This is a genomic window from Pseudomonas sp. p50(2008) (assembly GCF_015351605.1).
Lineage (GTDB): Bacteria > Pseudomonadota > Gammaproteobacteria > Pseudomonadales > Pseudomonadaceae > Aquipseudomonas.
On sequence record NZ_JACMYF010000009.1, the window covers coordinates 248,861 to 274,906 of the forward strand.

The following is a 26,046-nucleotide window of genomic DNA, read 5'->3' on the forward strand; positions in this document are numbered from 1 at the left end:
TTTTGCGTTCACCGATATCAGCTGACCGTGCCTTTACGTGCCACTTCCCACTCCATCGACAGCTCGGGCATAACGCCGAGCCGCTTCCGTGACCAGGCGCTTTCTCTCGTCGCGATCAATGAAGCCTTGATTCAAATACTCCTCCGCGAGTCGGAGTAGCTCCTCATACTGCTCTTGGGCGGTCATTCGAATTTCTGGCCTTTCCAAAAGCTTGTGCCAAGTCGTTAATGCTTGGTCTTTTCGATCTTCGTACATGGCAATGACTCCCTAGTGGGTATCCGATAGAGAGTCATAATCAGCATTGTGTTCCTAAAATTGCGTATGAAGTTTTGCCGCACCCAATTTACAGCTTGTAGGTGAAACATGGCCTATACCGTTTATCAGCATTTCCCGTATTCGCAAAAAATGAAGCGAACTCCAGTCCCCTGCCAAGAATCATAATGTTACGCCTGAGCAAGTTTGCCAGGCTGCCTGTGTACCTCCTGACTTGCCCGCATCTATTTGCGGGCATTTTTTTAGTGTCGCACTGCAAATCACGGGGAGTCGACGTAGGGATGCCTATAAATTGGAAGGCCGCCGTTTCAATCTGAGCCTTTCCATCGGCACGTAAGGGACATCGCCATAGCACATGGTGGTCAAAGCGAGACGCGGAAAATCGTTCTCAAGCTGTATCTCGCTTCCGGAAACGTAGTTTTATTTCATCTGCGGTTGCGGTGACTTTACTAACAAAGAGACTTCTCCCTTCGCACGCGGCCTTCTCGACGGAACTCCGTTTAAGCGCAGTCTCTAGCTGTTCGCGTGCGAGAAACCAATAGAAAAGATCAGCGTCCTCCGGGCACGCATCCTTTTCCCAGAGTGCATACGCTCTTTCGCGAATTATCGATTCATCGATCATCGTCTTCTCCTCCAAGACTGCTCCAGAAATGCGTGCGAGGAAAATTCAGCATCATGGCTCATGCGCACCAGACTCGCGTGAGATTAATTCGGATCGGATCGGATCGGATCGATCATGATTTTCCTTTAGAATCTGGTCGGCGAACCTGTCTTCGTCGACCAGAATACTTGCTACGCCTGTTTATTTAGCTTCCATGGTCGCCGCTTGATTGCCGCCTTGCTCCGCGATCTTGCTCAGCTTCTCATCAGCCCCTTTTTCTTCAGCAAGGGTTGCGGCTAATAAAGCCGCTGCATCGTCTAGTTTGAGATGCTTGGCCATCGCTATCAGCGTGCCATAGGCGGCAATTTCGTAGTGCTCCACCTTTTGCGCCGCACCGATTAGTGCGGCGTCGAGGACAGCCCCTTTGTCAATTTCTTCCAGCAGCTCTTTCGACTCTTCGACAAGTCCCTCCATGGCCGCGCACTTCATGCGCTTCAGCTTGATACCGGTCAGCTCGACCAGTTGATCAATGCGTTCAATCTGCCCATGGGTCTCCTCCAAGTGGGACGTAAACGCGTCTGCCAACAGTGGATTAGTCGCTGCTTTCGCCAAGCGCGGCAATGCTTTGGTGATTTGTTTTTCCGCACTGTAAACATCAGAGAGTTCATGGATAAACAAGTCTTCTACAGTTTTTCTAGCCATTTCCAAACTTCCTTCTGGTCAGTATTGGCGTCGCCTGATGGGCGTCCGCATGGGATCAACAAGCATGCAAAACTTGCCGTGCATGAAGACTGACCAGTCGCAGTCAAGCGGTGTTCCGAAAATTTTTAGAGCGACGGATAAAAGGTTGGTAGCTAACCCAAAGCAGTATCGAGAAACGTCATTACCCCAAAACCGAGCATCAGTCCTAAGGTAGCGGGGGTCTCATGACCGTTGCGGTGAGTCTCGGGAATGACCTCATGGGAAACCACAAAAATCATGGCGCCCGCTGCCAAACCGAGTGCAATTGGGTAGCCCAATGCAAAGCTGCTGTAAATACCCAAGCCGACGACTGCGCCAATCGGCTCCATCAACCCCGAACCCACTGCAATCAGCGCCGCGCGCAGTGCGGATATACCGGTCACGCGTAACGCCAAGGCGACTGCCAGACCTTCAGGAATGTCTTGAATGGCGATGGCAGTGGTGAGTGGCAGTCCGACCTTCATATCGCCATTGGCGAAGCTCACTCCAATAGCCATGCCTTCCGGCAGGTTATTTAGAGTGATTGCCAGGACGAACAACCAAACACGATTGATACGCTGCGCGTCCGGCCCCCGGCGTCCGCTTTTCTCATGTTCGTGAGGGACGAAACGATCAAGGCCAACCATCAACGCTACGCCCAGTCCCAATCCCGCAACAACTACGCAAGCTGCGAGCGACTGGTTTTCGCACAGGGCCTGAGCTGCTTCAATACCAGGGAGAATGAGCGAGAAGGAACTGGCGGCCAGCATCATGCCGGCGGCGAAGCCCAACATGATGTCTTGTGTGCGGGCGGCGATGTCTCGTAACGCAATCGCTACGACAGCTCCCATTGCCGTCGCAGCGAAACCTGACATGCCACCGAGAAAAGCGAAGTGCAGATTTTGTTTGTTGGCGCCGACAAAGGCGCCATACCCGCATATGAGTAAGAACAATGTTACGCCAATCAAAATTGACCAGAAGGCGCGCCCGCCCCACCCAGTTCCTGAGAACCGGGCGAACCAGGAGCGAGGCGGTGCGCCTGATGAGGTCAACGGATCGGGCACGGATACCTCCTATTTTTTTGAATCGTACTTTTCAGTAGATACGGAAAGCGACCGTAGGAACTGCCTGGATACGCGTTGCGCGTCACGTTCGTAAGCGACGCTGGTGGCAAAAAGCATCTCAGGGCCAGTTAAATTCTGACGCGCTGATTTTTTGTTAACCATGATGTGATTCCCCTCTGAATAAGATGGAAGACCGCACGCCAGAGGGCGTGCGGCTGCTCTTCAAGGTTGAGGTTCGCCTTGTACCCCCGCCCCTAAATCCGCCCCTGTGATCGGATTGCTGTCTGGGTCGGACATCGTCCTTGCTTTCATATCCATGAGCAGCGCCTCGTCCTCAGCGCTCAATTGCACAGAGGCGGTGCCGTCCCCACCATCCACTGCAGGCGCCGGATCTTCCACGAAGTCCCAATCGTCCCCTTCGTTCCAAGGGCCGCGAGTGCTGCCTTCGCCCTGTGACATGTTGAAGTAGACGTTGGTGAACTCTGGCATGCCCGGCAGTTTGCCCTGAGGGAAATTTGGCTGGATGGCATGCAGTGCTTTTTCGAAAGATAACTGGTGGGCGATTTCACGCGTCATCAGAAATCCTAGGGCCTCTTGCACACCCGGATCATCGGTAACATTCATCAACCGTTCATAGACAATTTTCGCTCTCGCCTCAGCGGCGATATTTGAGCGCATGTCTGCTGTGGGTTCGCCGATGGTGTCGACGTAAGCTGCCGACCAAGGTACGCCCGCCGAGTTAGTCAACGGAGCACCCGCGCCGTACAACAAACTGGTGATGTGAGAGTCGTTGCCGGCACCATTAATGGCGCGATACAGCTCTCCTTCTTCCTCCACACCTTCAGCCATTTGTCCTTTGGCACCCTTGTTTAACATCACGATGATCGACCCGACGATCTCAAGGTGACTGAGCTCCTCGGTGGCGATATCCATAAGCAGATCTTTTCTGCCTGGATCATCTTCTGCCAAGGCTTGGGTGAAGTAGCGTGAGGCGGCTGCAAGCTCGCCCTGAGCTCCCCCAAACTGCTCCAATAATAAATTTGCTAACCCAGGATTTGGCTGGGCAACCCGCACGGTGTATTGAAGTCGTTTGTTATGTAGAAACATGACATTCTCCTCAGGCGAATACGGGCTGCGATTCACTCGGTAAGAGACCGAATGCCAACCCACAATCATCTGAAGCAAATGCATCTGGGTAAATTTCAAAAACCTTCTGCGCTAGCGACAGACGGATGCTGACTACCCCTTACTGTGTTCTGGCGACGAAGGGCCTTCTTTGATCCCACGAGGCCCCGCAACACCCCAAACGATTAAACCAATGACTGGGAAGATGATGAGCCCGATAGCCCAACCGGCTTTTATCCCAACCGTTTTGTCGCTGCGAAACACGCTGACGATTGCCCAAAGATCGACGAGCAGAATGATCACAGCAATAGCAATCACGAAATAGCTGGTAGCTTCAGACATGATGTAACCCTCCTCAGATTGTTAATTCTTAGGCCTCAGACCAATCAGGGTGTTCCAAGAAAATCTCGAAAACGCAGGCGAGCGTCAGAAATTAATCCTCACGGGCAATGATGGAAATCTTGCCATTGCGCTCAATGATCGCGAACTTGATTTCTTCCAGCGTCTCGATGCCCTGACTGGATCGTGCTGCCTCCATGATGTCGGCCTCCACCAACCGGGCGTGGCGCAACCGCTGGCGCAAAAGCTTGCCATTCTCGACGATGATCGTTGGTTCGCCATCGATCAGCCGTGATACCCAGCCGGAACGCTGTTTGAGCAGGGATAGGCCGACGTCGATCGCGATCAGCGTTACGATGACCAGTATCCCGTTGGTCACGGAAAAGTCGTCGCCCAGCAGCGCTTGCTGAGTGGCCTCACCAATCATCATCAACAAGACGAAATCGAAGGTCGTCAGCTCGGCCAATGACCGTCGGCCGGCAATCTTGAATAGCACCATGAGCGCCAAGTACATCGCTGCTGCACGCAATACCGAATCCATAAGTCACCTAGGGGAATATGAACTGAGCGAGTTTTACATCGTTCGAACCCGGCAGAACGACGCGGCTGTGGAACAACCCAAGTCCATCGCCTCTCAGCGTAACGAACAACTCGGCCTGGCCTTGGGTATCGGTCTGAACCCATAACCTAATGCCTTGAGCAGAACTGCGGGCCCGCGCCGGTTCAGGTTGCAATGTCTCGATGCTGAACCCCTCCAGTATCTCTCCGGCCAGTTCCAGTTCAACCGTGGACTCTGGAGCGCCATTCACGCTGATTTTCATCGAGTTGGTTGAGCCGTTGCGATGAAACATCTCGTATTGCACTCTGATCCTGCCATCATCGCTGCGTACATCCCTGGTACTGAGAAGCCCACGGGAAAACAGCCCCGCCAGCCCTAACACAACCAGTAAAACCAACAGGTACCAACCACAGCGTTCAAAGCGCCAGACCTTTAGCTGGTAAGCCATGTCTTCGCGGACAGGGAATCTACGACTGTGCAAATCGGGATGTTCGTCATCGTCATTCATCAGGCTCTGTCTCCTACGTTGACTGTACGACGATGAAAATCAGGAAGCCGTTTTAGAGCGTATTCGGTAGCTGACGTTTGCACTTGGCACCGGGTGCCAGAAAACCGATGCTCATGAATGAAAACACTACATTGTTCACGCAATTGAAACGCCCACGCGAAGCAAACGGTGCCGGCAGGAATGCCATCGATATCTTCTGGGCCTAGAATCCCAGTCGTCGCTACGGCGACATTGGCGGTGCTATCGCGCAGCGCTCCCATCGCCATTTCCCTGGCAACCTCCACACTCGTCAAGTTGAAGGTTTCGATGGTGCGCGGGCTGACATGCAAAACACGTTGTTTGGCCTGGGGTGAATACACCACGTAACCGCACTCGATGAACTCGCCGCTGCCCTCGACCTCGGACAATAGCGTTACAATTTTCCCAGCCGTGCAAGACTCGGCCGTTGTTAGCACAAGGGAGTTGTCACGGAGATAGTCAACAGTGTCGTCAGCGATTGACATGACTAGGACTCACGAAGTTATTGCTCGGTTGACCGGAGATGGCGCGGAACATTCCAAGAAAACACGAGGGTGATAATCTTCTCCGGCCACTACACGTAGATACGCTTGGTCAGCCTCCATGCGTAAATCCCGCCACTCAATCCACGTCACGAGACCCAGACGATCCATCTCGTCGGACTGACGCAGTAGTTCATCATGATAAGCGTCAGGACAATCCATGCGCAGCGTTCGGTTATCCAGTGCGCAATGCCAAGCATCAAGGGCTCGAAGTCTCCTCAGGTGAACCGGCGTTAGCTGGTTTTTGAAAGCCTTCATCTCACTCCCCAACCGGATATTTCTTGGTGGAGCGGTCAGTTTTCGAATTGGTTCAGAGCGTCTGACGAGAAGCTGGCGGCAACTCCTTAGTTTGCTATCAGTGAACGACCCCCACAGAGGTCACTCGTATCAAAATCTCCTGTAGGCGAAATCCCAACTCGAAGCCACGTTTGTAGCTGGGCCACTAAAGTTTATCGACCCTCTTTACCATCACTTCGTAAACAACAATCTCGTCCTCTGCCCTCTCTTGTTCGTAATGCAAGAACACACCCTTTGCCGGTGTTCGGGTGAATGCAGTCACAACACCCCAATGCTCGACCAACTACTCACACACGCGTCTGAATTCGTCGGAAGGTAAAGGAGTGCCTGCATTAGCTTTGGGTGGCAAAAGAATCTCGACCAAATGCACGACCCGGGAGGGCTCATTCTAAAGCCCTTGTGTTGGGACAGATGCCGCATAGAATTTTGCAATTGATTACCCTGAGCCCTCTGGAAGACGGAGGCGTTCGCTGAGAGTTCATACAAAGGATGTTTAGGTCGTGGGAAAATGCGCAGGTTCTTGATCCGACGAACGGGTTAAATTGTAAGAAAGTATTTCAGTTATCGATGTGGTCTACCCGAGACACAAATCTAGAGTTTGCAATCATGAAATTTTCAATTTTCTGCCAAGCATTGTCCAATCGGGCTGGCAGCTCAAAAACCTTTCTCGTGGCTGTGGCGTTAATTGTCGTCTGGGGACTGACGGGGCCGTACTTTCATTACAACGACACCTGGCAGCTCATCATCAATACGTCGACAACGATCATTACGTTTCTAATGGTGTTCCTGATTCAGAATACTCAAAACCGTGACAACGACATTCTGCATTTGAAAATTGACGAGCTGATACGAGCCACCAAGGATGCGCAAAATGCCACCTTGAGCCTTGAAAAAATGGGTTCGCGCGACCTTAGAAAACTGCGGGAGCAATACAGCTCCTTGGGCGAATCGGATCAGATAAATTTTGAACCGATTCAGAGCGACCACACCCAGGTGACAATTTCACCAATCCAAGCGAGCCCGGATCAAGTCAACCATCCAAAACAGTAAATTTCATTGTTTGGCACGGTCGACTGTCGCCGATCAAATTGATTGATCGCCGCATTTGACCTTTAACCCTTGGAATTTCGGGGGTCTGCAGAACGAGGAGCCGGTCTCTCTTCCTGCAACGTTCCGTCCTCTTTATGAATCTTTTGGGGATGCGGTTTTGCCTTGAAGAAAGTCACCGGCGATTGCGGTGATTTCCGATTCGGTATTCGCCGATTTAGACGGGCGCTGTGCGCCCTCTTTGACCAGTATCCAAAACTCCCCTTTTTTTTATGTGGCAGTTGTCCATGATCATTCCTCTAGCATCGGGCAGTTAGCGACCTTGTCATTGGTTGGCCTCTACGCTCCTCTAGCAATCGGCTAAAGGCAATCGCTCAGGTCGGTAGAGACGAGCAACCTTTTTCTAAACCTGACCTTAACTTTGTGGATCGACAACCATAATCTGTGCCAGCCCTACCAGTTCAGCCTGCTCCAAAATCTCCCTCGGAGTCGCGTCCGCAGTGGGAATGAACAAGCTGTTCTCGCCATCTCCAAACCGCAGCATAGCCGCCTCATGAGCGGGTAAATGAGGCTGCTTGAGCTCAAATTAATGCGTGCAGCGTTCGCCATCGAACAGGTGATCAATCTTGTAGATACGCATTGTTGATCCTCCGTAGGCACCACTTATAATCTTGACCTAATGGTCAATTTTTAGTTCGAGTGCAGATACCAAAATTGGCTATTGAGAGGTTCATCCGCCTTGGTACACGGCCTTCTATCGCAAGGAGCCGTCAGCCCTTGGCGTTGAACTCTTCTGTCATGGCTACCGTCTAGCACATAGAAGCGGATAGAAATTAAGCTTTGAATCCCTGGCGTTATAGGAAATATCCATGACCGACCGCGCACGTTTGAATTACTTAAACGACACCCTCTTCGGCCCCATCGCTAAAACTATTGAATGCGACGTACTCATCACGCCCATCACGCCAGGTGCCTTTCAGGTACAGGTTATGTCGCCGGTGCCAGACGACCTACACAAAGCACACTCCTTGACCATTATTCTTTCTACAGGAGAGCGCTTGAACGGCACGGTGGCTCACGCCCGCCGACTGGAAAATGCTGATTTGGAGTTCCAAATCGATACATGAAAATCCATCGCCGCATCTAGGTTTCGGAGATCCTTAAATGAAAAAACCGCGAACTGAGACAGCTACCGTTCAAACCCTGATGTTTGAACGCAACCAATGGGTTCCCAACAACCCGCACCTGCCGATACTCGTTTACCCAACCGCGATTGCAGTTCAGGGCGACGATCCGGCTGCACTGTTCGAGCGAATTTTCATTGCCAATGGCTGGCAACCACAATGGCGAAATGGGGTTTACAGCTACCACCATTACCATACTGAAGGTCATGAAGTACTTGGCATCGCAAGTGGTCGGGCTCGGTTGATGCTGGGTGGCCCGGATGGTCATGTACTTGAAGTCAGCCCAGGCGACGTGTTGCTACTGCCTGCCGGCACTGGCCATTGCAATTTAGACTCAAGCGAAGACTTTCTGGTCGTCGGTGCTTATCCGCCAGGGCAACATGCAGATATCTGCCGCGAGGCGCCAACCAGAGCACAACTGGCGGGTATCGACACGCTGCCGTTTCCCGACCAGGATCCGGTGCAAGGCTCGCAAGGCGCCGTACACCGGTATTGGGCTGCCCAGCGTTGAAAAGTCAATCACGAACGGCGCGAACCTTTCCGCTAAAGACTCTGAAACCGTAGGTGTTGTAGATGAGCGTCACCGGAATCAGCACGGCGAAACCGACCAACATAAACATCTGACTGGTTGGACTGGAGGCGGCCGCTTGCAAGGTCAGGTTAGGCGGGACAATCAACGGGAAGAGCGCTGCGATCATCAAGGCGAACGCTAAGATGAAGATCCCCAGTGCGGCGAATAGCGGCAGATAGTGCCGGCGGCTTCGAAAGCTCATGGTGAAGCTGATCAGCAGTGCAGTGAGCAATATTGCGGCTGGCAGCCAGACCAGTGGATTGGAAAGCCGCTGCGCATATCGAGCGTCAAGCGTCGCTGTCCAGACCACCAACACGGCCAAAAGCACCATGGTTACGATGGCCAGCACCCTCGCCTGTCGCCCTGATCGACGTTGCAGATTATCTACAGTGCGCCAATACAGCCAGCAGGCGCCCAACCACATATATCCCACTACGAGCACGGCGCCACAATACAGCGGAAACAGGCCCGACCATTCCCAGCCGTTCCCGCTGTACTGCCCCTCCTGATTCGGCACGCCTTGTACAAGCGTTCCCAATACAATCCCCTGAGTTCCCCCGGCTAGCAGTGAACCGATCAGCAGCAAGCCATCGACCATGCGCTTCATACGATAGCTTTTTGAGTAATCGCGAAACTCCAGCGCTACCGCGCGAAGAATCAACGACAGAAACATCGCGATAAATGGCAAAAAGCGCCGGCAGCAGGACGGCGTAAGCCAGCGGAAACAACGCCAGCAGCCCGCCGCCACCGAGCACGAGCCACGTTTCGTTAGCGTCCCAAATCGGAAGGATGGTCACCGCCATGGCACGTCGATGCTGACTGCAACGAGTAAGACCCATCAGCACGCCCACGCCAAGATCAGTGCCATCCAACAGCACGTAGTTCAAGACCGAAAATCCCAGCGCGGCAGCGGACAATAGCGTTACCCAGTCATTGTCCATCATCGATGTTTACCCTCAGGATTTACCCGTTTCGTCAGCCAAAGTGGGTTGGGGCCCGGGCTCGTCCTCGTGAGGTGGCTCCCGTAAAAGTCGCAACAGCACCCAGAGACCCACGCCGAAGATCACCAGATAAAACGACAGGATTGTCCACGTTGACCCTACGACCTGCTCACGAGACACCGAAGACAGACTGTCAGCCGTGCGCAGCAAACCGTAGACCGTGAAGGGTTGGCGGCCCACCTCGGTCACCACCCAGCCACTGAGCATCGCCACCAATCCAGCCGGCGCCATGAGCACACACCCGCTCAGCATCCAACGCGCAACGTATAGCCTTTGTCGCCATCGCAATATCAAACTGCTCAGACCCTGCACCAACATCAATACGCCCAGACCGACCATGATGTGAAAAGCGAAGAACACCGCTGGCACCGGCGGGATGTCCTGGGGCGGGAACTCATCCAACGCGGCGATGGTGCCACTCAGGTCATGCGTCAAGTACAGCGAACCGATGCGCGGAATCGCCACTTCCCAATGATTGCGCCGCTCGGCCATGTCTGGAAGTGCGAACAAGCGTAAAGGCTCACCTGCACCTTCGGGCGGGCGAGTCCAGGAGCCTTCGATGGCAGCGACCTTTTGCGGCTGAACTTTGAGACTGTGCTGGCCATGCAGGTCTCCCACCACGATCTGGACAGGTGTGAGCATGACGATTGTCCACAACGCCATGGAATATTGAAGACGTGCCCGCGAATTCTTCGGCGCCTGCAACAGTTGCCAGGCGCTGACACCGGCCACCAGTGTGGCGGTGCCGAGCAACGCCGCCAACGTCATGTGCACCATCCGATAAGGGAACGACGGATTGAAGATGATCGCCCACCAATCCTCGGCAATGAAGCGGCCATCGGAGCCAATGGCGTAACCGGCGGGTGTCTGCATCCAGGAATTGGCCGACAGGATCCAGAAGGCGCTGATCAGCGATCCGAGGGCCACCGCACAGGTGGCGAAGAAATGCAGACGAGGGCCTACCTTCTTTCGCCCGAAGAGCATGATGCCAAGAAAGCCTGCTTCCAGGAAAAATGCGGCCAGCACCTCGTAGAACATCAATGGGCCGAGGATATCTCCCGCCTGAGTCGAAAGCCGCGACCAATTGAGCCCGAACTGATATTCCAGTATCAAACCTGAGGCGGTGCCCACCGCCACGTTGAGGGCAAATACTTTTAGCCAGTAACGGTAGACGTCCAGGTAGACCTTTCGTCTTCGCCACAGCCACAGCGCTTCGAGCACCATCAAAAAACTGGCCAGCCCGATGGTCAGTGCCGCCAGCACAATATGAAAACTGATGGTGATCGCGAACTGGGCACGCGCCGCCATCAGCGCCGAATCAACCGCGTCCATGCTGTCCACTCACCATTATCCAACACAGAGCTGTTGGTAGTAGCAAGCACAGGCAACCGAGGTAGCCAAAAGTACTGGAGGGAATAGGCATGGCACGTGTTCGATGCAGTATTTGTCTGTTGACACGCGGCAGTCCCAATGATTCCGAAGTCAGGTTGGCGCGCAGCCAGGCAGAGACCTTCCGTTGTACTGGCAGTCGGAGCAACGCTATTGATCGGCGGAGCATTATTTGCGCTTTATCGTCATGGACGGCGAGAACGTGATCTCTACGAAAGCGAATAGTTAGAGTCGCGGAACTGCACGGCGGGTATTGTCAGAGGCGCTGCAGGCGCCTCTGACAGTCGGAGTGCTACTTACTTTTTGGAACCTCCAGGCAATACAGCTCCAAGAATCTGCTTAGCGGTTTGCACAATGACGCCAGCTTCATCCGGATCGCCTTGCAACAAGGTCGAGGCAAATTTCTTCGCCTGTTCCAGTTTGATATGCGGCGGGAGTGGCGGCACATCCGGGTCAGTCTTGAATTCGATCAGCACGGGAGTATCTGAAGCCAATGCTTTTTCCCAGGCGTCGGCAACGTCCTCTTCGCGATCTACAAAAATGCCCTTCAGCCCGATGGAAATGGCGAACAGATGATAGGGTACGTCGGGAATGTTTTGCGAGGCTTCGAATTTGGGATCACCCTCCATGACCCTTTGCTCCCAGGTGACCTGATTGAGGTCTTCATTATTGAAGACAGCACAAATCCATTTCGGGCTTTTCCATTGCCGCCAATATTTGGCGACGGTAATCAACTCAGCCATGTTGTTCATCTGCATCGCACCATCCCCCACCAGGGCAATCACGGTACGTTGCGGGTGAGCGAATTTCGCCGCAATCGCATACGGCACAGCGGCGCCCATGGATGCCAGGCCACCGGAGAGCGAACACATCATGCCGCTCCGAATCTTCAAGTCGCGCGCGAACCAGTTGGCGCACGACCCTGAGTCACTGGTGATGATGGCGTGCTCAGGAAGGCGCGGTGAGAGTTCGTAAACCACCCGTTGCGGGTTGATCGGATTAGCCTTGGCCAAGGCGCGTTTTTCCAACGTTTTCTCCCATGTGGCGTGCCAGCCTTCCACCTTTTTACGCCACTTGCTTGAGGTCTTGTGCTCCAGCAATGGCAGCAGCGCCGCCAGAGTTTCGGCCGCATCGCCCACCAGATTCACCTCCATCGGATAGCGCAAGCTCAGCATGTCTGGTTGAAGATCAATCTGAACCCCGCGCGCCTGGCCTTCTTCAGGCAGAAATTCGGAATAAGGGAAGCCTGACCCGATCATCAGCAAGGTGTCGCACTCGGTCATCAACTTGTAGCTTGTCTCGGTACCGAGCAAGCCAATGCTGCCGGTGACCCACGGTAAATCGTCAGGCAGAACCGCTTTACCGAGCAAGGCCTTGGCCGCGCCGGCACCGAGCTTCTCGGCAACGGCAATGACTTGATCGGTCGCAGCCAACGCACCAGCGCCCACCAGTATGGCGACCTTCTCGCCGGCATTCAGTACATCCGCCGCTCGTTGTAGATCCGACTCATACGGAACGACCCTCGGCTTGCTATAACCGACCCCTGAGTGAACGGTACCGTGTTCCCTTCCGGGCGCTTTGTACTCGGCTTCCTGCAAGTCATTGGGTAGGATCAGTGCAGTCACCCTACGCTCGCCAATCGCAGTTCGCACTGCCCGGTCAACCAAGTGACGAACTTGCGACGGCGTCGAGGCTTGTTGCACGAAAGCACCGGCGACATCCTTGAACATCGACAGCAAATCCAGCTCTTGCTGATAGTGTCCACCAAGCGCTGCACGTGCTTGCTGACCAACGATGGCCAACACCGGCATATGATCCATTCGCGCATCGTAAAGACCGGTGATCAAATGGGAAGCGCCGGGGCCAGAGGTCGCAATGCATACGCCTAGCTCTCCGGTGAACTTGGCGTGAGCGGAGGCCATGAACGCTGCCATCTCTTCGTGCCGGGCCTGAACGAATTCGATCTTTCCTTGGGCACGACTTAGCGCACCAAAAACCCCATTGATACCGTCACCCGGATAACCAAAAATCCGTGTCACGCCCCATTGGCTGAGTCGTTCAACCAGAAAATCGCTGACTGTCGTTGTCATTAAGATCCTCGTCTTTCACCGATGCATAGAGTCGCTGCTGGAACGGGAGTGCAACTCAGCTAACCTTGTCGCTGTCATGTTCAGGCGTTTCAATGCCAAGTTCATCTTCAAGGGCGTGTGGGTAACCTGGTAATCCCCGAGCGTCATTGTGCGCTTGGCGATAGCCTGGCAACTTTCCTTTCTTGTCCCAGTCGGTAGTGGCATTCGGGTCTTCATTACGACCAGCTGTGCCTAGCACGCAGCCGTCATCATTGGGGTCGCTCTGATCCTCTATGGGAATGTCCGGGGTCGGTGGATGAGTTTTCATAGATGCCTCCAATGCAAGGTCATGAGACTCTTTGGAGATACGGCCGGCGCCAGAGTGCAGCTCAATTGACGAATGGTGAACGCGACTTTCACCACCGATTTCAAGGTCAAATTGACCAGTCGTCTTGAAAAGCGCCGCGCTCAACCGGGGTAGCCCACGACCCCAAGACCGAAAGGATCTAAAGCATCTGAAGGCATGGGGTATACACTCATTGGTGAGCCCCTAGCCAATAAATTAGGTTAAGCCCTATCAAGCGCGTACCTTCGCGGCGCTTCCTCATTTACACTTTAGACAAAAGTCATTTGGCTGGCTCCCGTCGAGACAAGCCACATGCTATCTACTTTAGAAATCCGTCACTTGATAGAACAAAGTTTTCTGCCCACTCGTTGCGAATGTACAATCGATTCGAGAACCACTCTGACTGTAAGATTTTTCCACAACACTTCGAATCAAGAAATTCTTGTTGTCACTGGTATCTCTTTAGCTCAACTGTGTAACGGGCTTGCCATCGCAGGTCTTGTTGAAGGACTACGACAGGATCTTGAACTCGTTTCTTGTGCTCCTGGCTATACAGTTAGTGATCCAGGTTCTTCGTTGCACCGGCGGTGATAGAAGTTGACCGCATTTTAACTGATGGCACTGCAACGCTTTAATTTCTTCGAATGAGATGAAGTAACTTCTATCAAAATCTCGCGGAGATTCGAGCATGATTATGAAGCGGTTCCTGATTGTTACTCTCACCCTAGCCATCATCGGCGCGATGACCTATGGACTGCTCCAATGGAAAGCCATCGACAAGCAGAATCAAGAATTTTTCGTGCAATGAAGCGAAGCAAACCTTAAAAGGAGTGGAGATTCGCGCTCGAGCGCTGGATGCCGGCATGACCGTAGAGGACGCCTCCATCCACCACGAGCAACTCACCGGTGATGTGACTCGCTTCAGGTTCATTGCCACATGGTCACGGCAAGCCACGGTGGCCGAGAACATTCGTGTTAATGCAGCCATGGTACGCAACGTGCTCGCCGCCATTTGCCGAGCCAAAAGCGTTGAGCACGTAGCACTGGTTACTGGGCTGAGACACTACCTCGGCCCATTCGGAGCGTATGGTAAAGGTAGCCTTTCGCAAACACCGTTCCGTGAGGAGCAGGGTCGTTTGGATGTCGAGAATTTCTATTACGCCCAGGAGGACGAACTCTTCGCTGCTGCTGAAAAGGACGGCTTCACTTGGAGCGTTCATCGCCCGCATACCGTCCCCGGAGTCGCCGTAGGCAATGCGATGAATATGGCAACCACCCTCGCCGTCTATGCCTCGATTTGCAAATCAACCAATCGCCCTTTTGTATTTCCCGGATCAAGAGTGCAGTGGGACAGCCTTACCGATATGACGGATGCCCGGCAGTTGGCGAAACAACAACTGTGGGCGGCCACTACGCCTGCTGCGGCCAATCAGGCATTCAATGTTATTAATGGCGATGTATTTCGTTGGAAGTAGATGTGGAGCCGAATTGCCGATTACTTCGACATGCCTGCTGCCGATTATCCTGCTTCACTCTCACCCCTTGAGAAGCAGATGGCTGACGACCAAGCCATATGGACGCAAATAGTCGCGGAACACGGTTCGAAAGAATCTGATATTAGTCGCCTAGTGTCCCCATGGCACACCGATGCAGATCTTGGTCGACCAATCGAAGTTGTCACAGATATGTCGAAAAGCCTAGCCATGGGCTTCACTGCCTACCAGGCGAGTGATCAAGCATTTTTCGACATGTTCGACAAACTACGCGAGATGAGCTTGATACCCTAGGTCGTGCCAGAACGGATAGGCCATCCGCCATGCGGGTTGATTCAGGAAGAGCTCGGGACAGGCGAGATATCATCTACGATCTACGAACCAGATCATCAAGGAAGATAATGATGCCAGATAGCTCGGAAGCGAATATAGCCACCGCAGACGCTCTCACACTGCTGCTGCACAACCAGCACGCAATATGCGCAGCCATTGAAGAAGTGACAAAGTGGCTCCTTGAGAGTGGATTAGAAAACATAGCCGCTAATGCAATCGGGGCGATGGAGACGCTGGACAAGAATGCCCAAGGCATCACTGATGCCATCATGCGCCTACGTCAATCTTAGGCGTAAAGGACATCCTGTCCGTCCTCCATTAGCCAGTCCCTAACGTCCCCATGAATCTTGCTCGTTCCTTCCAATGGACGCACTATGGCCTCACCCGACGTAGCCTGTTAAGGAAGTGCCATGTCTGTCTTTAGGATGATTGCCGGTCTCGGACTTGCGGGATTTATCTCAACCGCTGCTTACTCGGCTCATTTTGTGGGAGAGCAGATCGCATATCTGCATCAAAAGCTTTCTCATACGGCGGAAGCCTCTAACCTCGCAGCCGATTGGCCCGCGAAAGAAGCAGTCCTCCCAAAGTTGGAAGACCAGCTTGCGGGCCACTTGCCGACAACGTATGCGGCAACGCTATCTGATTTCTCCACCGAACCAACCGTGCTACTCCCATCACGATAATTTCACATGTGTAGGTGTACGGTTGTGACAGCTCCTTTTGTGTTTCCCGACCCGTGCCCCCATCGCGGGTCTTTTTTTGTCTAAGAAAAAGATGGCCGAGCCTTTTGTGATGCATGCGCTCCACTCTCTAGCTCTTCGGGGCTAATCCTTATCTCGCACAGCTACCCTGGCTAGTCCAACAGGACGCGTACTGATAAACGGTCAGCGTGGATCCCGATGCTTATCCATCACCGCATGATCCGTCTCCTCCCGCACACGCTCAGGGTCTAGCCCGACGTCGTCATCATCAAGCGGACGTTCTCCTTCGTTATTCGGCAGCTCGTCAATCCCCTCCTCCTTCATTGGGTCACCTCAGTACGTCCAGGACTCAATGGATCAGGTGACGTGGGCATTAGGTCGTGCTCACCCATACCGCCTGAAGCTTAGGATCGTGATTGATACACAACTCCCAGTACCCTTAATGGTTGAGGCATGTAGCTTGGAGAGGGTTCGTATTTCGAGTATTCGATTTATCGGCTTACCTACCGTCGCCCATCCTGCTATTTAACCTTTCAGTCATCTCGATGGAACGTTGCGCCAAATCCCATCCTCTATCGCAACACCAGCGAATCTGAGGACTTCATCATGATTGACCCAGCAACCGGTATGAAGGCAGGCGAGCGTTACATCGTAGAAAGTCTCGAACGCACACCACATTTCCCAGGCTTCTTCCTGGACGGGAAATATTACCTTGGCCCCGAATTGATGACGGCCATAGGTTGGCTCGAAGGTCAGCAGTTTTATTACGATGAGCTTGATCCCACGGGTGAGCCGGTTTTTCCCAATCGACTCGCCGGCACTGTAGAAGACCTCACCCTGATTCTCGCAGACGGTGCGCGTTTGCCGTTAAACGAAATGCCGTACGAAGCAGAGATCGATCCCTCTGACATTCCGATCAGTCTTACTCCACCGTCATCAGGAGAACGACATGCTCCGATAAGCGATCAACACGGAGCTGAGGGCGTCCGGATTTCAGGTAAACATCCCTACCCAATACTCCTGGCGGCGGGCGCTGCGCTGATACTGGGAATACTGTTTGGAGTCAAACAAGCTAAACGCCTTCCTACCCGAAAGCTGAGGTAGTCGTCCTTGGTGAATTCTCTGGAGAAGCGCCCTTTGAAAGATCGGAGACGAGGAATGCATCCAGTGACCCCTGACGGTCGTTACTTCGTTGTCCAAGGACAGCTGTGGCGCTGTTCTAACCCATCATTGGAAGAGGACGAGCGCCAGCGTCTCGTCGATGCGCTCATGGCGGCTCGACGCGAGGTGAAGAAGGCAAAGGATTCGGAAGACGAATCGCAGATGAGGCGCGCTCGGGAAAAAGTACAACTGGCCAAAGTAGCGCTTGGTGAGCGGGGCCCTGTTTGGTGGGAGGATGGCAGTCCTGATTTCAATAGATTCCGGGTCGCTAACTCCCCTTATGCTGAGTGGTTCTGCTCGCTCTGTAAATGTGATTGACGCTTAGGGCAAGTTAGATAGGCGCCGCCACGTCTTATTGCTTCGGCAATGGCTTGTTCAAATCTCAGCACATCTTCTGGATGAACAGATAAGGTGACCGACTCCAGCGGTAACCCTTCACGACATTGGCCTGGCGACAGCCCGAAAGAGCGGGCCAATCGGTTGTCTCCAGTGAACCTATCAGACGGGACATCCCACACATCCAACACTCTCAAGCTGAATGGATTAATACCCCTCACATCCACCGAACCATTCCTTGCGGACATTCGTCCTAACTATATCAACGTCCCCCCGATAAGCTTTCCGGAGCCGCCAATGCTCATTCATCCTAAAGTCCATTTCAAACCCTATACACATGCAAGTGGGGGCTGGGGATCCGCTAACTCCGTGATGAAAATACTTTGGCGTGAGCAAGCATTTTCCAAGGCTCCCAAAGCCCTTCTAAAGCAGAACAAGCCGGATGGTTTCGCCTGCGTCAGTTGTGCTTGGGCTAAGCCAGGACACCCCCACGCATTGGAGTTTTGCGAGAACGGTGCCAAGGCAACTGCCTGGGAGCTGACATCGAAAAAAACCGACCCTGCCTTTTTTGCCAACCACACCCTGAGCGAGCTTCGGCAATGGCAGGATTATGATCTGGAGCAACAAGGTCGGCTCACCCACCCAATGCGATACGACTCGACGAGTGATCGGTATCGGGAAACTACGTGGGAAGAAGCGTACCGCGATATTGGTGCGAAGCTGAAAACCATGGAGCCCGACAGTGTGGTGTTTTATGCCTCGAGCCGTGCCTCCCTGGAAACCTCGTTCATGTACCAGTTATTCGCCAGGGCTTATGGCACCAACAACCTGCCCGACAGCTCGAATATGTGCCACGAAAGCACGTCTGTGGGTTTGCAAGAAAGCATCGGTGTGCCGGTCGGTACGGTCACGCTGGATGACTTCAGCCACACCGACTGCCTATTTTTCTTTGGCCAGAACGTCGGCAGCAACGCTCCGAGGATGCTTCATCAGTTGCAGGACGTGCGCAAACGTAACGTCCCCATTATCACCTTCAACCCGTTACGTGAACGAGGGTTAGAGCGCTTCGTTAACCCGCAGTCACCCACAGAGATGCTGACGCCAGAATCTACTGTCATCAGCACCCAGTATCACCAGGTCGCCATCGGTGGTGACACCGCAGCTATGATCGGCATTGCAAAGGCATTGCTAGAACTTGACGATGACGCGCAACGAGATGGCGGCAATTCAATTCTCGATAACGACTTCATTGCCAGGCACACCGAAGGTTTCGAGGCTTTTGCGACATCAGTTCGCACTCATCATTGGCAGCACATCGAACGTAAATCTGGTTTGACTCGCGGCGCACTTGAAGCGGCGGCCAACACTTATGCACGTAGCAAACGGGTGATGATGATTTACGGAATGGGCTTGACCCAGCATCGGCACGGCGTGGAGAACGTGCAAATGGTGGTAAATCTATTGCTGATGCGCGGAAACATTGGGAAGCCCGGTGCCGGTGTTTGCCCGGTAAGGGGCCACTCTAACGTCCAAGGGCAGCGCACCGTAGGTGTTACCGAAGACCCGAAGAAAGTGCCCACCGAGTTGATCGAGCAGCATTTCGGTTTCAAGGTGCCGCAGCAATTGGGACTGTGCACTGTCGACGCCTGTGAAGGCATTCTGGCCGGTCAAGTACGAGGCTTCATTGGCTTGGGTGGCAATTTTCTGCGAGCTATTCCCGACACGGCACGAATGGAACCCGCTTGGCAGACGTTGGAACTGAACGTGCAGATCGCAACCAAACTTAATCGCACTCACTTAATTCCAGCAAACAACACCTGGCTTTTGCCGTGCCTGGGACGCATTGAGATAGACCGGAAAAATGGGACGGAGCAAACCTATACCACCGAGGACAGCACCGGCTGCATCCACGGCTGGCGTGGCAGTGCCGAGCCGGTTGGCCCAAACCTAAGAGCAGAAACCAGTATCGTCGCTGGGCTGGCGCTGGCCACTCTTCCCCCTGGTCATTCAATCGATTGGCAGGCGTGGGGCGATGACTACTCAAGGATCAGGACGGCCATCGGTATTATTTACCCGGAAATCTTCCATGACATGGAGTCTCGTATGGCGGAACCAGGTGGATTTCATCGACCCATCGCTGCCGCAAGGCGGGTGTGGTCGACCAAAAGTGGTAAGGCTCAGTTCATCACCCCAGCCACGCTCAACGAAGATGACGACATAACGCCCGACGTCACGCCGCGCGATGTCCTGCAACTGATGACGTTACGCAGCAACGACCAGTTCAACACCACCATTTACGGATACGAGGATCGCTTTCGCGGTATCAGCGGTACGCGTGAGGTGGTTTTCATGCACCTCAACGATATCGTTCGGCTGGGATTTGAAGTCGGGGAACGGGTGTTGATCACTACGGCTGTTGAACCTGAAGTGAAGCGTCAAGTAGGGCCATTCGAAATCGTTGCCTATGACATTCCAGAAGGTTGTGCCGCTGCTTACTATCCAGAATGTAATTCGCTCGTACCTCTCTGGCACCATGCCGAGCGCAGCAAGGTGCCTGCGGCTAAATCAGTGCCGGTGCGGATGAGTCCAGTACGACTGTATTGAGGAACTTGCGGTATCTCTCACAGAAATTTCGCGATCCATTTCCACGACATTTTTAGTGACGACCAAGGGACGAAAGCGAGATGAACAGTAATGATCTTGTTTACGACTTCGAAAAAAGAGGTAGCGGCGTAGACGTAGTGGGGGCAACGCGCGGCGAACCGTTATCCGGGCGCAAAAAAGTCGAAAGATCAGCGCTGTGAAGGTCTGTTATTAAGGGCGAGCCCCTAGCCAGGTTCTGCCACATCGATTTGACGCGGCACGTGCGATTTTGCAAAGACTTACCGCGCCCGACACTTCAATTAATGTTCAAGCGCATAACGACGACAATGCTCCAAGTAACCTTTCTCATGACTTCCGACCAACTGAACAACGCTCGACCAAAGCCAAGAAGGTGCATCGAGCGTCTTTGATCGGCAAGCTTGCAGGTCGCCAATCCAAGAAGATCGGGTAGCCTTGTCCATCTGCCTTGCGTGAGCAATTCCAACCACTCTCGCCAGGTAACCGGCAGCAAGCATTGCATCTCGTTGGCTCAACTGATCCAGTTCCAGCTTCATGTCTTGAGGGAGCAGCTCGCGAATGAAAAACCCATGATCTAACACACGTGTCGCCAGCATCCGATTTCCCAAGCCGGGCGAAAGAAAACGAGCGCCCTCGACGACTCGCTTACCATTATCTCTTGGCATCCCAGCTCTGGCCGCCCGAGGAGCTGCTGCACTGATTGCCTCTTTTATATCTAGCAAGCAAAATTCTTGATCGTTTTCATCACCCACACCTAACAGCACTGCGTACCGCTTTAAGCCCAGCGAGCTGCAACCTTTTACCCAATATGCAGAGTCGAGCATTTCGACAGGGTCATCTTTCGACCGCCCTTTTAGTGAGGTAACCAGGGTATGAATTTCAGAGGTGGCGCAAAGTGCTTTTAGAGCATCACGCTCAGCTCGGGAAAGAGACCAAAAATGCTTACCCAAGGGAATGGTGGGACGAGTGTCCTCAATGCGCTCTTTTGCTAAGTGCTTCCACGTCCTTTGCACCGCGTTACGCATACCAGCTTTAACCTGAGCAGGTCTTGGTGGCTCTGTATCTACGTCGTCTACGAACGCTTGCTCATACCCACGCATCATTTCTTCAAGCATTCGAGCAGTCGCGACGCCAGGCAGATCAGACCCACGGGCTGCCGTTGCTAATGACAAAGCTAGCCTGACAAGGTCGTGTGCAGGATTGCCAATAACGGTCTGATCTAGATCGCGAATATGGATATCAATCCGGCCCTTCAAATCACCAGTCGGCCCAAGGTTTCCTGCGTGACAATCCCCACAAATCCAAACGGGTGGCCCACTAGGAAGACGCCTCCCCGACTGACTATGTAGCCATTCATAAAACTGAATAGTGCTCCCTCGCACATAGGCGTGAGTAGATCGAGCCATCTTCAAATTTCTAAGCTGGGCAAGTGGTTCAAGTCGTGCGGACGGACGCGGGGTTTTCATTGGGAATTCTTAGAGGGCTGAAACCTGTTGACTCCCGCGCAGCCTCAAATGTTTCAAAATATTACAGAGCGTCAAGATGATTTATTTGGGCTATCCAGTCGCGGTTGTGCGCATCGGGTACGCATAAATGCGCTGTAAATATCCTGAACTGTTGCGAAGTCAGGGCTTCTATCGATAGACCACGTTGGTCAGCGAACGCTTGAACTTTTACTCTAAGGAGGTGCCACGCATGCGCCAGCAAACCTCATTCATATTTGATCTGGATGGCACGTTGACTGATAGCGTTTACCAGAATGTTTTCGCGTGGAAAACCGCGCTCGATTCAGAAGACATACCGTTGGCCATGTGGCGAATTCACAGAAAAATCGGTATGAGCGGCGGGCTGATGCTCAAGATGTTAGCCCGTGAGACCGGCTTGGAAATCAAACCAGACCAGGCCAAAAGACTCAGCAATAAACATGATAAAGCCTACAAGGATCTGCAAGGCCAGATAACCGCTCTACCTGGCGCTGTAGAGCTTCTCGATACTCTAAACCGCGATCAGCTCAAGTGGTGTATTGCTACCAGCGGTGGGATGGATACTGCAGCGATAAATCTGGAGGCATTAGGCTTGGATATCGCAGAGGCCAATCTCATCACTCGTGATGACGTGAAGTATGGCAAGCCCGATCCAGACCTTTTCCTCGCCGCTGCAAGCAAACTCAATGTACCCATCGAAGATTGCTTGGTGATCGGCGACGCCATCTGGGACATGCTTGCCGCACGACGCTGTAAGGCTACCGGTATAGGGCTGCTTTCTGGTGGTTACGACACAGGAGAGCTTGAACGTGCTGGTGCACTGCGAGTATACGAGGATCCTCTGGCACTGCTGCGGCACCTGGACGAGGTGGCTTCCCGTCCATGAGTAATCGGTAAGCACGCGGATTGAGTTGGTGTGCTCCCCGCTCGCGGCGACGTTCACGCATGCAGCCATGCCAGACGATTGATCGGGTGGTGTTCCTCAGAAACGACGATCCGAGGCATTGGACGCACCCGATACAACTGCGCCCACCCGGCACTCCTTTAACTCCGACAAGTTTTACGCTGCGATAGGCAGGGGCAGCGCTAAAAAGATCAGCCAGGCTCCACTGGCGCCGGCAGTGCCACTCTTGAACAGACATAAAGCAGCATGCCTATCAGGATCAAGCCCCCTCCCCGCATCCATGTTTCCAGACTTTGCTGACTAAGCAGTACCAGACACGAGACGATAGCAAGTACCGGAACCCACGTCGGCACCCGAAAGTGATTTTCCGCAACCTCGTCACGGCGCAGGATTAACACGGACAAATTAGTGCTGAGAAATACAAACAGCAGGAGCAGGACGACGGTTTCGGCCAATGTGGCGAGCGTTCCCGTCAGCGTGAGTACGATTGCTACAAGGGTGGTAGCGATGACCGCGATCCATGGGGTGCGTCGCCTAGGCAGCACCTTGCTCAAGGCGTCCGGCAAAAGTCCAAGGCAGGCCATGCCGTAGGTAAGGCGACTCGCCATTATCATAGTCAGCAGCGCGCCGTTGGCTACCGCGATCAGTGCAATGAAGGCGAAGACGCGAGGCGGAATGTTTAAACCTGACGCCCGAACCACTTCAAGAAGAGGAGCCGAGGTTGCCACAAGTTTTTCCATGGGCAGTACGGAAGATGCCGCGACGCCGACAGCCATGTAGACCACTCCGGCGGTTAGCAAGGCGGCAAATAATGCCCGCGGGTAAACATTTCGTACGTCTCGAATTTCTTCCGCGAGATTGGCGGATGTTTCGAATCCTACAAAAGAATAGAAGGCGATCAATGCCGCGCCCAAAACGGCTAACATCGGGCTGATCCCCGGCTTGAACTCCAGGCTGCGACCCAAATCCGCTTCGCCTGTATGGAAATACCAAGCAGCGGCCACAACGACCAAAAGAAGACCTGACAGCTCAATGACTGTCATCACTAGGTTGGCTCCTAAGGACTCTTTAATTCCCCTCGCATTTAGTAGTGCTATAACGAGTAGGAACAGTAGGGCTGCAATGTGAGGCGGTACATGGATGAACGCCGCTAGGTAATCACCCGCAAACGCCAGCGATAAACCCGCCGCGCTCGTGACAGCTGCCGATAGCATGCAAAAGCCAACAAGAAAAGAAATGAGCGGAGACCGGAACGCCTTCTCAGCGAAAACCGAAGCGGCGCCCGCGTGAGGATATTTTGTCACCAACTCTGCGTAGGAACCTGCGGTAAGCATCGCGAAAAACAGAGCGATGAGCAGAGGCACCCATATCGCGCCACCTACCTCCCCCGCAATTGTCCCGGCGAGCGCGTAAACGCCTGCCCCGAGCACATCGCCGAGAATAAACAGAAAAAGCATCGGGCCGGTGATTGCGCGGCGCAGGGAGGTCTTGGGGGTCAAGGTTTTCACGTTCAAATTCCTGGCATGAGGTCGAAAAAGCCGATTCCCGGCTAGTAGCTAGGTGGCTTTACTCTCAAGCAATGGAAATTTGCGTATGTCTAAAGTTCACATATTTTGCCAAAGTGCCGGGAAGAACATGCCGCACCTGTAAGCTGAATAAAGCTTCAGAATCGTCCTCCTACTCAATATAAATCGATAACAAAAAAAGGCCTTGGCGGGCCTTTTTCATACTCAAACCAAAATTACTTGGCCAGCCAAGACTCAACTGTTTCGGAGCCGTGCTCAGCTTTCCACTCTTTCAAAGTTTTGTGATTGCCACCTTTGGTTTCGACAACTTCGCCAGTGTGAGGATTCTTATAGGCCGTCACCTGGCACGGCCTACGGTGGCGGCTTTGGTCTCAACAGCTGAAGCACGACGGCGGCGAACTTCTGGATCAGGTAGGTTGATCACGAACTGATAGGGCGACCACACCCTTACCACGCTGCAACCATAGGTCTATGCAACATGCCTTTCAGTAGGCTTGAGGCCAATGGCGAGTCGCCTTGCACACCCCACGCCCCAAGCTAAAGCACGAGTCATTGATTCACCTGGCCTTGAATCAAGCGCCTCTTCATGCAAAGCCATGCCGCTCGCTGCATACACTCCAATGAACATCTGCGTGTTTCCCGTGGGCGACAGCCTCACTTGGACATCAATGAAGGTTCCGTCGTCTAACGTTTCGTCGTGTGTTCGGTGGTGAAGCGTCGGATCAGCCCACTGCCAGAACACATCCCCACGAATTCGCATGCCCCGCCCTCCTACGACTTTAGTCTTATATGCCGGAAAACTTACCATAGCGCAGAGATGGACGGAGGCCACAAGTTGCTTCAAGTTTAAATGCTAAATCGGACGATTGGCCGCGATTCCTATACACGGCTAGAATCCTGCATAGGTTCGGTGAAAGTCTTTTAGCTTTGATTGAGGATATGAGGGTTTTTGCCGGTTTCAGCACCGCCCGCACTAGCGCCGTCATGCTGGTGACGTTCAAAGGCGCAGCAGCGGTGTCCGGCGGCAGCTTCGTCGTGTTCGCCGCCACGGTGACAGCGATCGGAATATTGCCAGTGGAAGGCTTGGCATTGTTATTCGGGGTATACCGATTCATGTCCATGGCCATCGCCACCTGCAACACCATTGGCAATAGCGTGGCAACGGTAGTGGTATCAAAATGGTCAGAGGAATTTACGGAACAAACTGCAAATGCCGATACAGTCGAGTATTTGGGCGTAATCCGGAGGCGGCGCTTTAACGGATCTAAAGTGGTAATTGGAAATGCCAACCCCTTAGACTGACTAAAAATCGATAACAAAAAAGGCCCTAATGGGCCTTTTCTTGTACTCAAACCAAAATCACTTGTTCAGCCAGGACTCAACTGTCGCGGAGCCGTGCTCAGCTTTCCATTCCTTCAGCGTCTTGTGGTTGCCGCCTTTAGTTTCGACGACTTCACCGGTGTTCGGGTTTTTGTAGACCTTAACCTGGCGTGGCTTCCGAGTACTGGCTTGGGGCTCAGCGACTGGGGCACGACGACCAGACTTCGGATCAAGCAGGTTGATCACGTTCGGCAGGTTGTAGCCGTACTCGGCAAGTAGAGCGCGCAGCTTGGTTTCAAATTCGATTTCCTGCTTTAGGCCAGCATCGCCCTTCAGGGCTTCGAGGGCCTGAAGCTGTTCGGCGAGGTGTTTTTCAAGCTGGCGGAATTCTGCAAGTTTGGACATGTCGAGTCTCTATGTAGTTAGTCGCCTAACAATACACCAAAAACAGTGATTCGGATTATGGTAGTAACAGCCACCGCTCTGATAGCGAGAGAATACGAATTAAACATC

Annotated in this window: 26 protein-coding genes and 6 pseudogenes; 11 read left to right on the plus strand and 21 right to left on the minus strand. The window is 53.3% G+C overall.

Annotated features, from left to right (window positions below; genetic code table 11):
• Nucleotides 1-33: 33 nt before the first annotated feature.
• The 10 genes from H7698_RS24620 to H7698_RS31440 all read right to left on the minus strand — a co-directional run bounded on the left by H7698_RS24620 (nt 34) and on the right by H7698_RS31440 (nt 6,007).
• A complete protein-coding gene (locus H7698_RS24620) occupies nt 34-255 on the minus strand; it encodes a hypothetical protein (protein WP_194693053.1) in 222 nt (73 codons plus the stop codon).
• A 406-nt stretch (nt 256-661) separates the two neighbouring features.
• Entirely contained in the window at nt 662-895 is a 234-nt protein-coding gene (locus tag H7698_RS31940) for a DUF2934 domain-containing protein (protein ID WP_194693054.1), read from the minus strand.
• Nucleotides 896-1,075: 180 nt separating this feature from the next.
• Nucleotides 1,076-1,576, minus strand: a complete 501-nt coding sequence (locus tag H7698_RS24630) for a YciE/YciF ferroxidase family protein (protein ID WP_194693055.1) — start codon at nt 1,574-1,576, stop codon at nt 1,076-1,078.
• A gap of 152 nt (nt 1,577-1,728) precedes the next feature.
• Nucleotides 1,729-2,562 carry a ZIP family metal transporter gene (locus H7698_RS24635; RefSeq protein ID WP_442966325.1) on the minus strand — a complete coding sequence of 278 codons (834 nt, stop codon included), beginning with the start codon at nt 2,560-2,562 and terminating at the stop codon, nt 1,729-1,731.
• Nucleotides 2,563-2,880: 318 nt separating this feature from the next.
• A complete protein-coding gene (locus H7698_RS24640; protein WP_194693057.1) occupies nt 2,881-3,765 on the minus strand; it encodes a manganese catalase family protein in 885 nt (294 codons plus the stop codon).
• Nucleotides 3,766-3,897: 132 nt separating this feature from the next.
• The gene (locus tag H7698_RS24645; protein WP_194693058.1) at nt 3,898-4,125 is read right to left on the minus strand and encodes a PLD nuclease N-terminal domain-containing protein; all 228 of its coding nucleotides are present in this window, start codon (nt 4,123-4,125) and stop codon (nt 3,898-3,900) included.
• Nucleotides 4,126-4,216: 91 nt separating this feature from the next.
• Entirely contained in the window at nt 4,217-4,663 is a 447-nt protein-coding gene (locus tag H7698_RS24650; RefSeq protein WP_194693059.1) for a DUF421 domain-containing protein, read from the minus strand.
• A gap of 7 nt (nt 4,664-4,670) precedes the next feature.
• Nucleotides 4,671-5,189: a hypothetical protein gene (locus H7698_RS24655; protein ID WP_194693060.1), complete on the minus strand. Its 519-nt coding sequence runs from the start codon at nt 5,187-5,189 to the stop codon at nt 4,671-4,673.
• Nucleotides 5,189-5,692, minus strand: a complete 504-nt coding sequence (locus H7698_RS24660; protein WP_194693061.1) for a CinA family protein — start codon at nt 5,690-5,692, stop codon at nt 5,189-5,191. The genes H7698_RS24655 and H7698_RS24660 overlap by 1 nt, the downstream gene beginning before the upstream one ends.
• Before the next feature lie 9 nt (nt 5,693-5,701).
• Nucleotides 5,702-6,007 carry a hypothetical protein gene (locus H7698_RS31440; protein ID WP_235992934.1) on the minus strand — a complete coding sequence of 102 codons (306 nt, stop codon included), beginning with the start codon at nt 6,005-6,007 and terminating at the stop codon, nt 5,702-5,704.
• A gap of 645 nt (nt 6,008-6,652) precedes the next feature.
• Here H7698_RS31440 and H7698_RS24665 point away from each other — a divergent pair.
• The gene (locus H7698_RS24665) at nt 6,653-7,096 is read left to right on the plus strand and encodes a low affinity iron permease family protein (protein ID WP_194693062.1); all 444 of its coding nucleotides are present in this window, start codon (nt 6,653-6,655) and stop codon (nt 7,094-7,096) included.
• A gap of 62 nt (nt 7,097-7,158) precedes the next feature.
• Here H7698_RS24665 and H7698_RS31445 read toward each other — a convergent pair.
• Nucleotides 7,159-7,382, minus strand: a pseudogene (locus H7698_RS31445) (DUF2188 domain-containing protein).
• 580 nt (nt 7,383-7,962) lie between these two features.
• Here H7698_RS31445 and H7698_RS24670 point away from each other — a divergent pair.
• On the plus strand, nt 7,963-8,220 hold the full coding sequence (locus H7698_RS24670) for a hypothetical protein (RefSeq protein ID WP_194693063.1): 258 nt from the start codon (nt 7,963-7,965) through the stop codon (nt 8,218-8,220).
• A gap of 37 nt (nt 8,221-8,257) precedes the next feature.
• Nucleotides 8,258-8,788, plus strand: a complete 531-nt coding sequence (locus H7698_RS24675; protein WP_194693064.1) for a cupin — start codon at nt 8,258-8,260, stop codon at nt 8,786-8,788.
• 4 nt (nt 8,789-8,792) lie between these two features.
• Here H7698_RS24675 and cydB read toward each other — a convergent pair.
• The 4 genes and pseudogenes from cydB to H7698_RS24695 all read right to left on the minus strand — a co-directional run bounded on the left by cydB (nt 8,793) and on the right by H7698_RS24695 (nt 13,635).
• Nucleotides 8,793-9,792: pseudogene (gene cydB / locus H7698_RS24680) on the minus strand (cytochrome d ubiquinol oxidase subunit II).
• A gap of 12 nt (nt 9,793-9,804) precedes the next feature.
• On the minus strand, nt 9,805-11,181 hold the full coding sequence (locus tag H7698_RS24685; protein WP_194693065.1) for a cytochrome ubiquinol oxidase subunit I: 1,377 nt from the start codon (nt 11,179-11,181) through the stop codon (nt 9,805-9,807).
• 353 nt (nt 11,182-11,534) lie between these two features.
• Nucleotides 11,535-13,328, minus strand: coding sequence for a thiamine pyrophosphate-requiring protein (locus tag H7698_RS24690; protein ID WP_194693066.1), 1,794 nt, complete (start codon nt 13,326-13,328; stop codon nt 11,535-11,537).
• Nucleotides 13,329-13,383: 55 nt separating this feature from the next.
• Nucleotides 13,384-13,635, minus strand: a complete 252-nt coding sequence (locus H7698_RS24695; RefSeq protein WP_194693153.1) for a hypothetical protein — start codon at nt 13,633-13,635, stop codon at nt 13,384-13,386.
• 330 nt (nt 13,636-13,965) lie between these two features.
• Here H7698_RS24695 and H7698_RS24700 point away from each other — a divergent pair, with 330 nt between their 5' ends.
• The 3 genes and pseudogenes from H7698_RS24700 to H7698_RS24710 all read left to right on the plus strand — a co-directional run bounded on the left by H7698_RS24700 (nt 13,966) and on the right by H7698_RS24710 (nt 15,769).
• Nucleotides 13,966-14,244, plus strand: a complete 279-nt coding sequence (locus H7698_RS24700) for a DUF1652 domain-containing protein (protein WP_194693067.1) — start codon at nt 13,966-13,968, stop codon at nt 14,242-14,244.
• A gap of 242 nt (nt 14,245-14,486) precedes the next feature.
• Nucleotides 14,487-15,440 (plus strand): annotated as a pseudogene (locus H7698_RS24705) (SDR family oxidoreductase); the annotation flags it as partial.
• Between the two features lie 110 nt (nt 15,441-15,550).
• The gene (locus H7698_RS24710) at nt 15,551-15,769 is read left to right on the plus strand and encodes a hypothetical protein (RefSeq protein ID WP_194693068.1); all 219 of its coding nucleotides are present in this window, start codon (nt 15,551-15,553) and stop codon (nt 15,767-15,769) included.
• Nucleotides 15,770-16,363: 594 nt separating this feature from the next.
• Here the strand turns inward: H7698_RS24710 and H7698_RS31460 are convergent.
• Nucleotides 16,364-16,601 (minus strand): annotated as a pseudogene (locus H7698_RS31460) (hypothetical protein).
• A 185-nt stretch (nt 16,602-16,786) separates the two neighbouring features.
• On the opposite strand from H7698_RS31460, the gene H7698_RS24715 reads away from it, so the two are divergent.
• From H7698_RS24715 to H7698_RS24725, 3 genes are all read left to right on the plus strand, one after another.
• A complete protein-coding gene (locus H7698_RS24715; protein ID WP_194693069.1) occupies nt 16,787-17,284 on the plus strand; it encodes a short chain dehydrogenase in 498 nt (165 codons plus the stop codon).
• A gap of 54 nt (nt 17,285-17,338) precedes the next feature.
• On the plus strand, nt 17,339-17,659 hold the full coding sequence (locus H7698_RS24720) for a hypothetical protein (RefSeq protein WP_194693070.1): 321 nt from the start codon (nt 17,339-17,341) through the stop codon (nt 17,657-17,659).
• A 315-nt stretch (nt 17,660-17,974) separates the two neighbouring features.
• Nucleotides 17,975-20,281: an FdhF/YdeP family oxidoreductase gene (locus tag H7698_RS24725; protein WP_194693071.1), complete on the plus strand. Its 2,307-nt coding sequence runs from the start codon at nt 17,975-17,977 to the stop codon at nt 20,279-20,281.
• A 299-nt stretch (nt 20,282-20,580) separates the two neighbouring features.
• On the opposite strand, the gene H7698_RS24730 is transcribed toward H7698_RS24725, so the two are convergent.
• Nucleotides 20,581-21,765, minus strand: a complete 1,185-nt coding sequence (locus H7698_RS24730; RefSeq protein ID WP_194693072.1) for a DUF2252 domain-containing protein — start codon at nt 21,763-21,765, stop codon at nt 20,581-20,583.
• A 229-nt stretch (nt 21,766-21,994) separates the two neighbouring features.
• Here H7698_RS24730 and H7698_RS24735 point away from each other — a divergent pair, with 229 nt between their 5' ends.
• Nucleotides 21,995-22,669, plus strand: coding sequence for an HAD family hydrolase (locus tag H7698_RS24735; protein ID WP_194693073.1), 675 nt, complete (start codon nt 21,995-21,997; stop codon nt 22,667-22,669).
• 209 nt (nt 22,670-22,878) lie between these two features.
• On the opposite strand, the gene H7698_RS24740 is transcribed toward H7698_RS24735, so the two are convergent.
• The 3 genes and pseudogenes from H7698_RS24740 to H7698_RS31470 all read right to left on the minus strand — a co-directional run bounded on the left by H7698_RS24740 (nt 22,879) and on the right by H7698_RS31470 (nt 24,973).
• Complete coding sequence (locus H7698_RS24740; RefSeq protein WP_194693149.1) at nt 22,879-24,144, minus strand: APC family permease; 1,266 nt, start codon at nt 24,142-24,144, stop codon at nt 22,879-22,881.
• Between the two features lie 284 nt (nt 24,145-24,428).
• A pseudogene (locus H7698_RS31945) lies at nt 24,429-24,554 on the minus strand (DNA binding protein); the annotation flags it as partial.
• Nucleotides 24,555-24,682: 128 nt separating this feature from the next.
• Nucleotides 24,683-24,973 (minus strand): hypothetical protein, encoded by a 291-nt coding sequence (locus tag H7698_RS31470; RefSeq protein WP_235992937.1) that lies wholly within the window; start codon nt 24,971-24,973, stop codon nt 24,683-24,685.
• Between the two features lie 218 nt (nt 24,974-25,191).
• Between H7698_RS31470 and H7698_RS24745 the strand changes: the two are divergent.
• Nucleotides 25,192-25,472 (plus strand): annotated as a pseudogene (locus H7698_RS24745) (cation:dicarboxylate symporter family transporter); the annotation flags it as partial.
• A gap of 100 nt (nt 25,473-25,572) precedes the next feature.
• Here the strand turns inward: H7698_RS24745 and H7698_RS24750 are convergent.
• Nucleotides 25,573-25,938, minus strand: a complete 366-nt coding sequence (locus H7698_RS24750; protein ID WP_194693074.1) for a histone-like nucleoid-structuring protein, MvaT/MvaU family — start codon at nt 25,936-25,938, stop codon at nt 25,573-25,575.
• Between the last annotated feature and the right edge of the window lie 108 nt (nt 25,939-26,046).

Coding starts and splice junctions, on each gene's coding strand:
- H7698_RS24620 (WP_194693053.1), bottom strand. CDS start 255: ATGTACGAAGATCGAAAAGACCAAGCATTAACGACTTGGCACAAGCTT.
- H7698_RS31940 (WP_194693054.1), bottom strand. CDS start 895: ATGATCGATGAATCGATAATTCGCGAAAGAGCGTATGCACTCTGGGAA.
- H7698_RS24630 (WP_194693055.1), bottom strand. CDS start 1,576: ATGGCTAGAAAAACTGTAGAAGACTTGTTTATCCATGAACTCTCTGAT.
- H7698_RS24640 (WP_194693057.1), bottom strand. CDS start 3,765: ATGTTTCTACATAACAAACGACTTCAATACACCGTGCGGGTTGCCCAG.
- H7698_RS24645 (WP_194693058.1), bottom strand. CDS start 4,125: ATGTCTGAAGCTACCAGCTATTTCGTGATTGCTATTGCTGTGATCATT.
- H7698_RS24650 (WP_194693059.1), bottom strand. CDS start 4,663: ATGGATTCGGTATTGCGTGCAGCAGCGATGTACTTGGCGCTCATGGTG.
- H7698_RS24655 (WP_194693060.1), bottom strand. CDS start 5,189: ATGAATGACGATGACGAACATCCCGATTTGCACAGTCGTAGATTCCCT.
- H7698_RS24660 (WP_194693061.1), bottom strand. CDS start 5,692: ATGTCAATCGCTGACGACACTGTTGACTATCTCCGTGACAACTCCCTT.
- H7698_RS31440 (WP_235992934.1), bottom strand. CDS start 6,007: ATGAAGGCTTTCAAAAACCAGCTAACGCCGGTTCACCTGAGGAGACTT.
- H7698_RS24665 (WP_194693062.1), top strand. CDS start 6,653: ATGAAATTTTCAATTTTCTGCCAAGCATTGTCCAATCGGGCTGGCAGC.
- H7698_RS24670 (WP_194693063.1), top strand. CDS start 7,963: ATGACCGACCGCGCACGTTTGAATTACTTAAACGACACCCTCTTCGGC.
- H7698_RS24675 (WP_194693064.1), top strand. CDS start 8,258: ATGAAAAAACCGCGAACTGAGACAGCTACCGTTCAAACCCTGATGTTT.
- H7698_RS24685 (WP_194693065.1), bottom strand. CDS start 11,181: ATGGACGCGGTTGATTCGGCGCTGATGGCGGCGCGTGCCCAGTTCGCG.
- H7698_RS24690 (WP_194693066.1), bottom strand. CDS start 13,328: ATGACAACGACAGTCAGCGATTTTCTGGTTGAACGACTCAGCCAATGG.
- H7698_RS24695 (WP_194693153.1), bottom strand. CDS start 13,635: ATGAAAACTCATCCACCGACCCCGGACATTCCCATAGAGGATCAGAGC.
- H7698_RS24700 (WP_194693067.1), top strand. CDS start 13,966: ATGCTATCTACTTTAGAAATCCGTCACTTGATAGAACAAAGTTTTCTG.
- H7698_RS24710 (WP_194693068.1), top strand. CDS start 15,551: ATGCCAGATAGCTCGGAAGCGAATATAGCCACCGCAGACGCTCTCACA.
- H7698_RS24715 (WP_194693069.1), top strand. CDS start 16,787: ATGATTGACCCAGCAACCGGTATGAAGGCAGGCGAGCGTTACATCGTA.
- H7698_RS24720 (WP_194693070.1), top strand. CDS start 17,339: ATGCATCCAGTGACCCCTGACGGTCGTTACTTCGTTGTCCAAGGACAG.
- H7698_RS24725 (WP_194693071.1), top strand. CDS start 17,975: ATGCTCATTCATCCTAAAGTCCATTTCAAACCCTATACACATGCAAGT.
- H7698_RS24730 (WP_194693072.1), bottom strand. CDS start 21,765: ATGAAAACCCCGCGTCCGTCCGCACGACTTGAACCACTTGCCCAGCTT.
- H7698_RS24735 (WP_194693073.1), top strand. CDS start 21,995: ATGCGCCAGCAAACCTCATTCATATTTGATCTGGATGGCACGTTGACT.
- H7698_RS24740 (WP_194693149.1), bottom strand. CDS start 24,144: ATGCTTTTTCTGTTTATTCTCGGCGATGTGCTCGGGGCAGGCGTTTAC.
- H7698_RS31470 (WP_235992937.1), bottom strand. CDS start 24,973: ATGCGAATTCGTGGGGATGTGTTCTGGCAGTGGGCTGATCCGACGCTT.
- H7698_RS24750 (WP_194693074.1), bottom strand. CDS start 25,938: ATGTCCAAACTTGCAGAATTCCGCCAGCTTGAAAAACACCTCGCCGAA.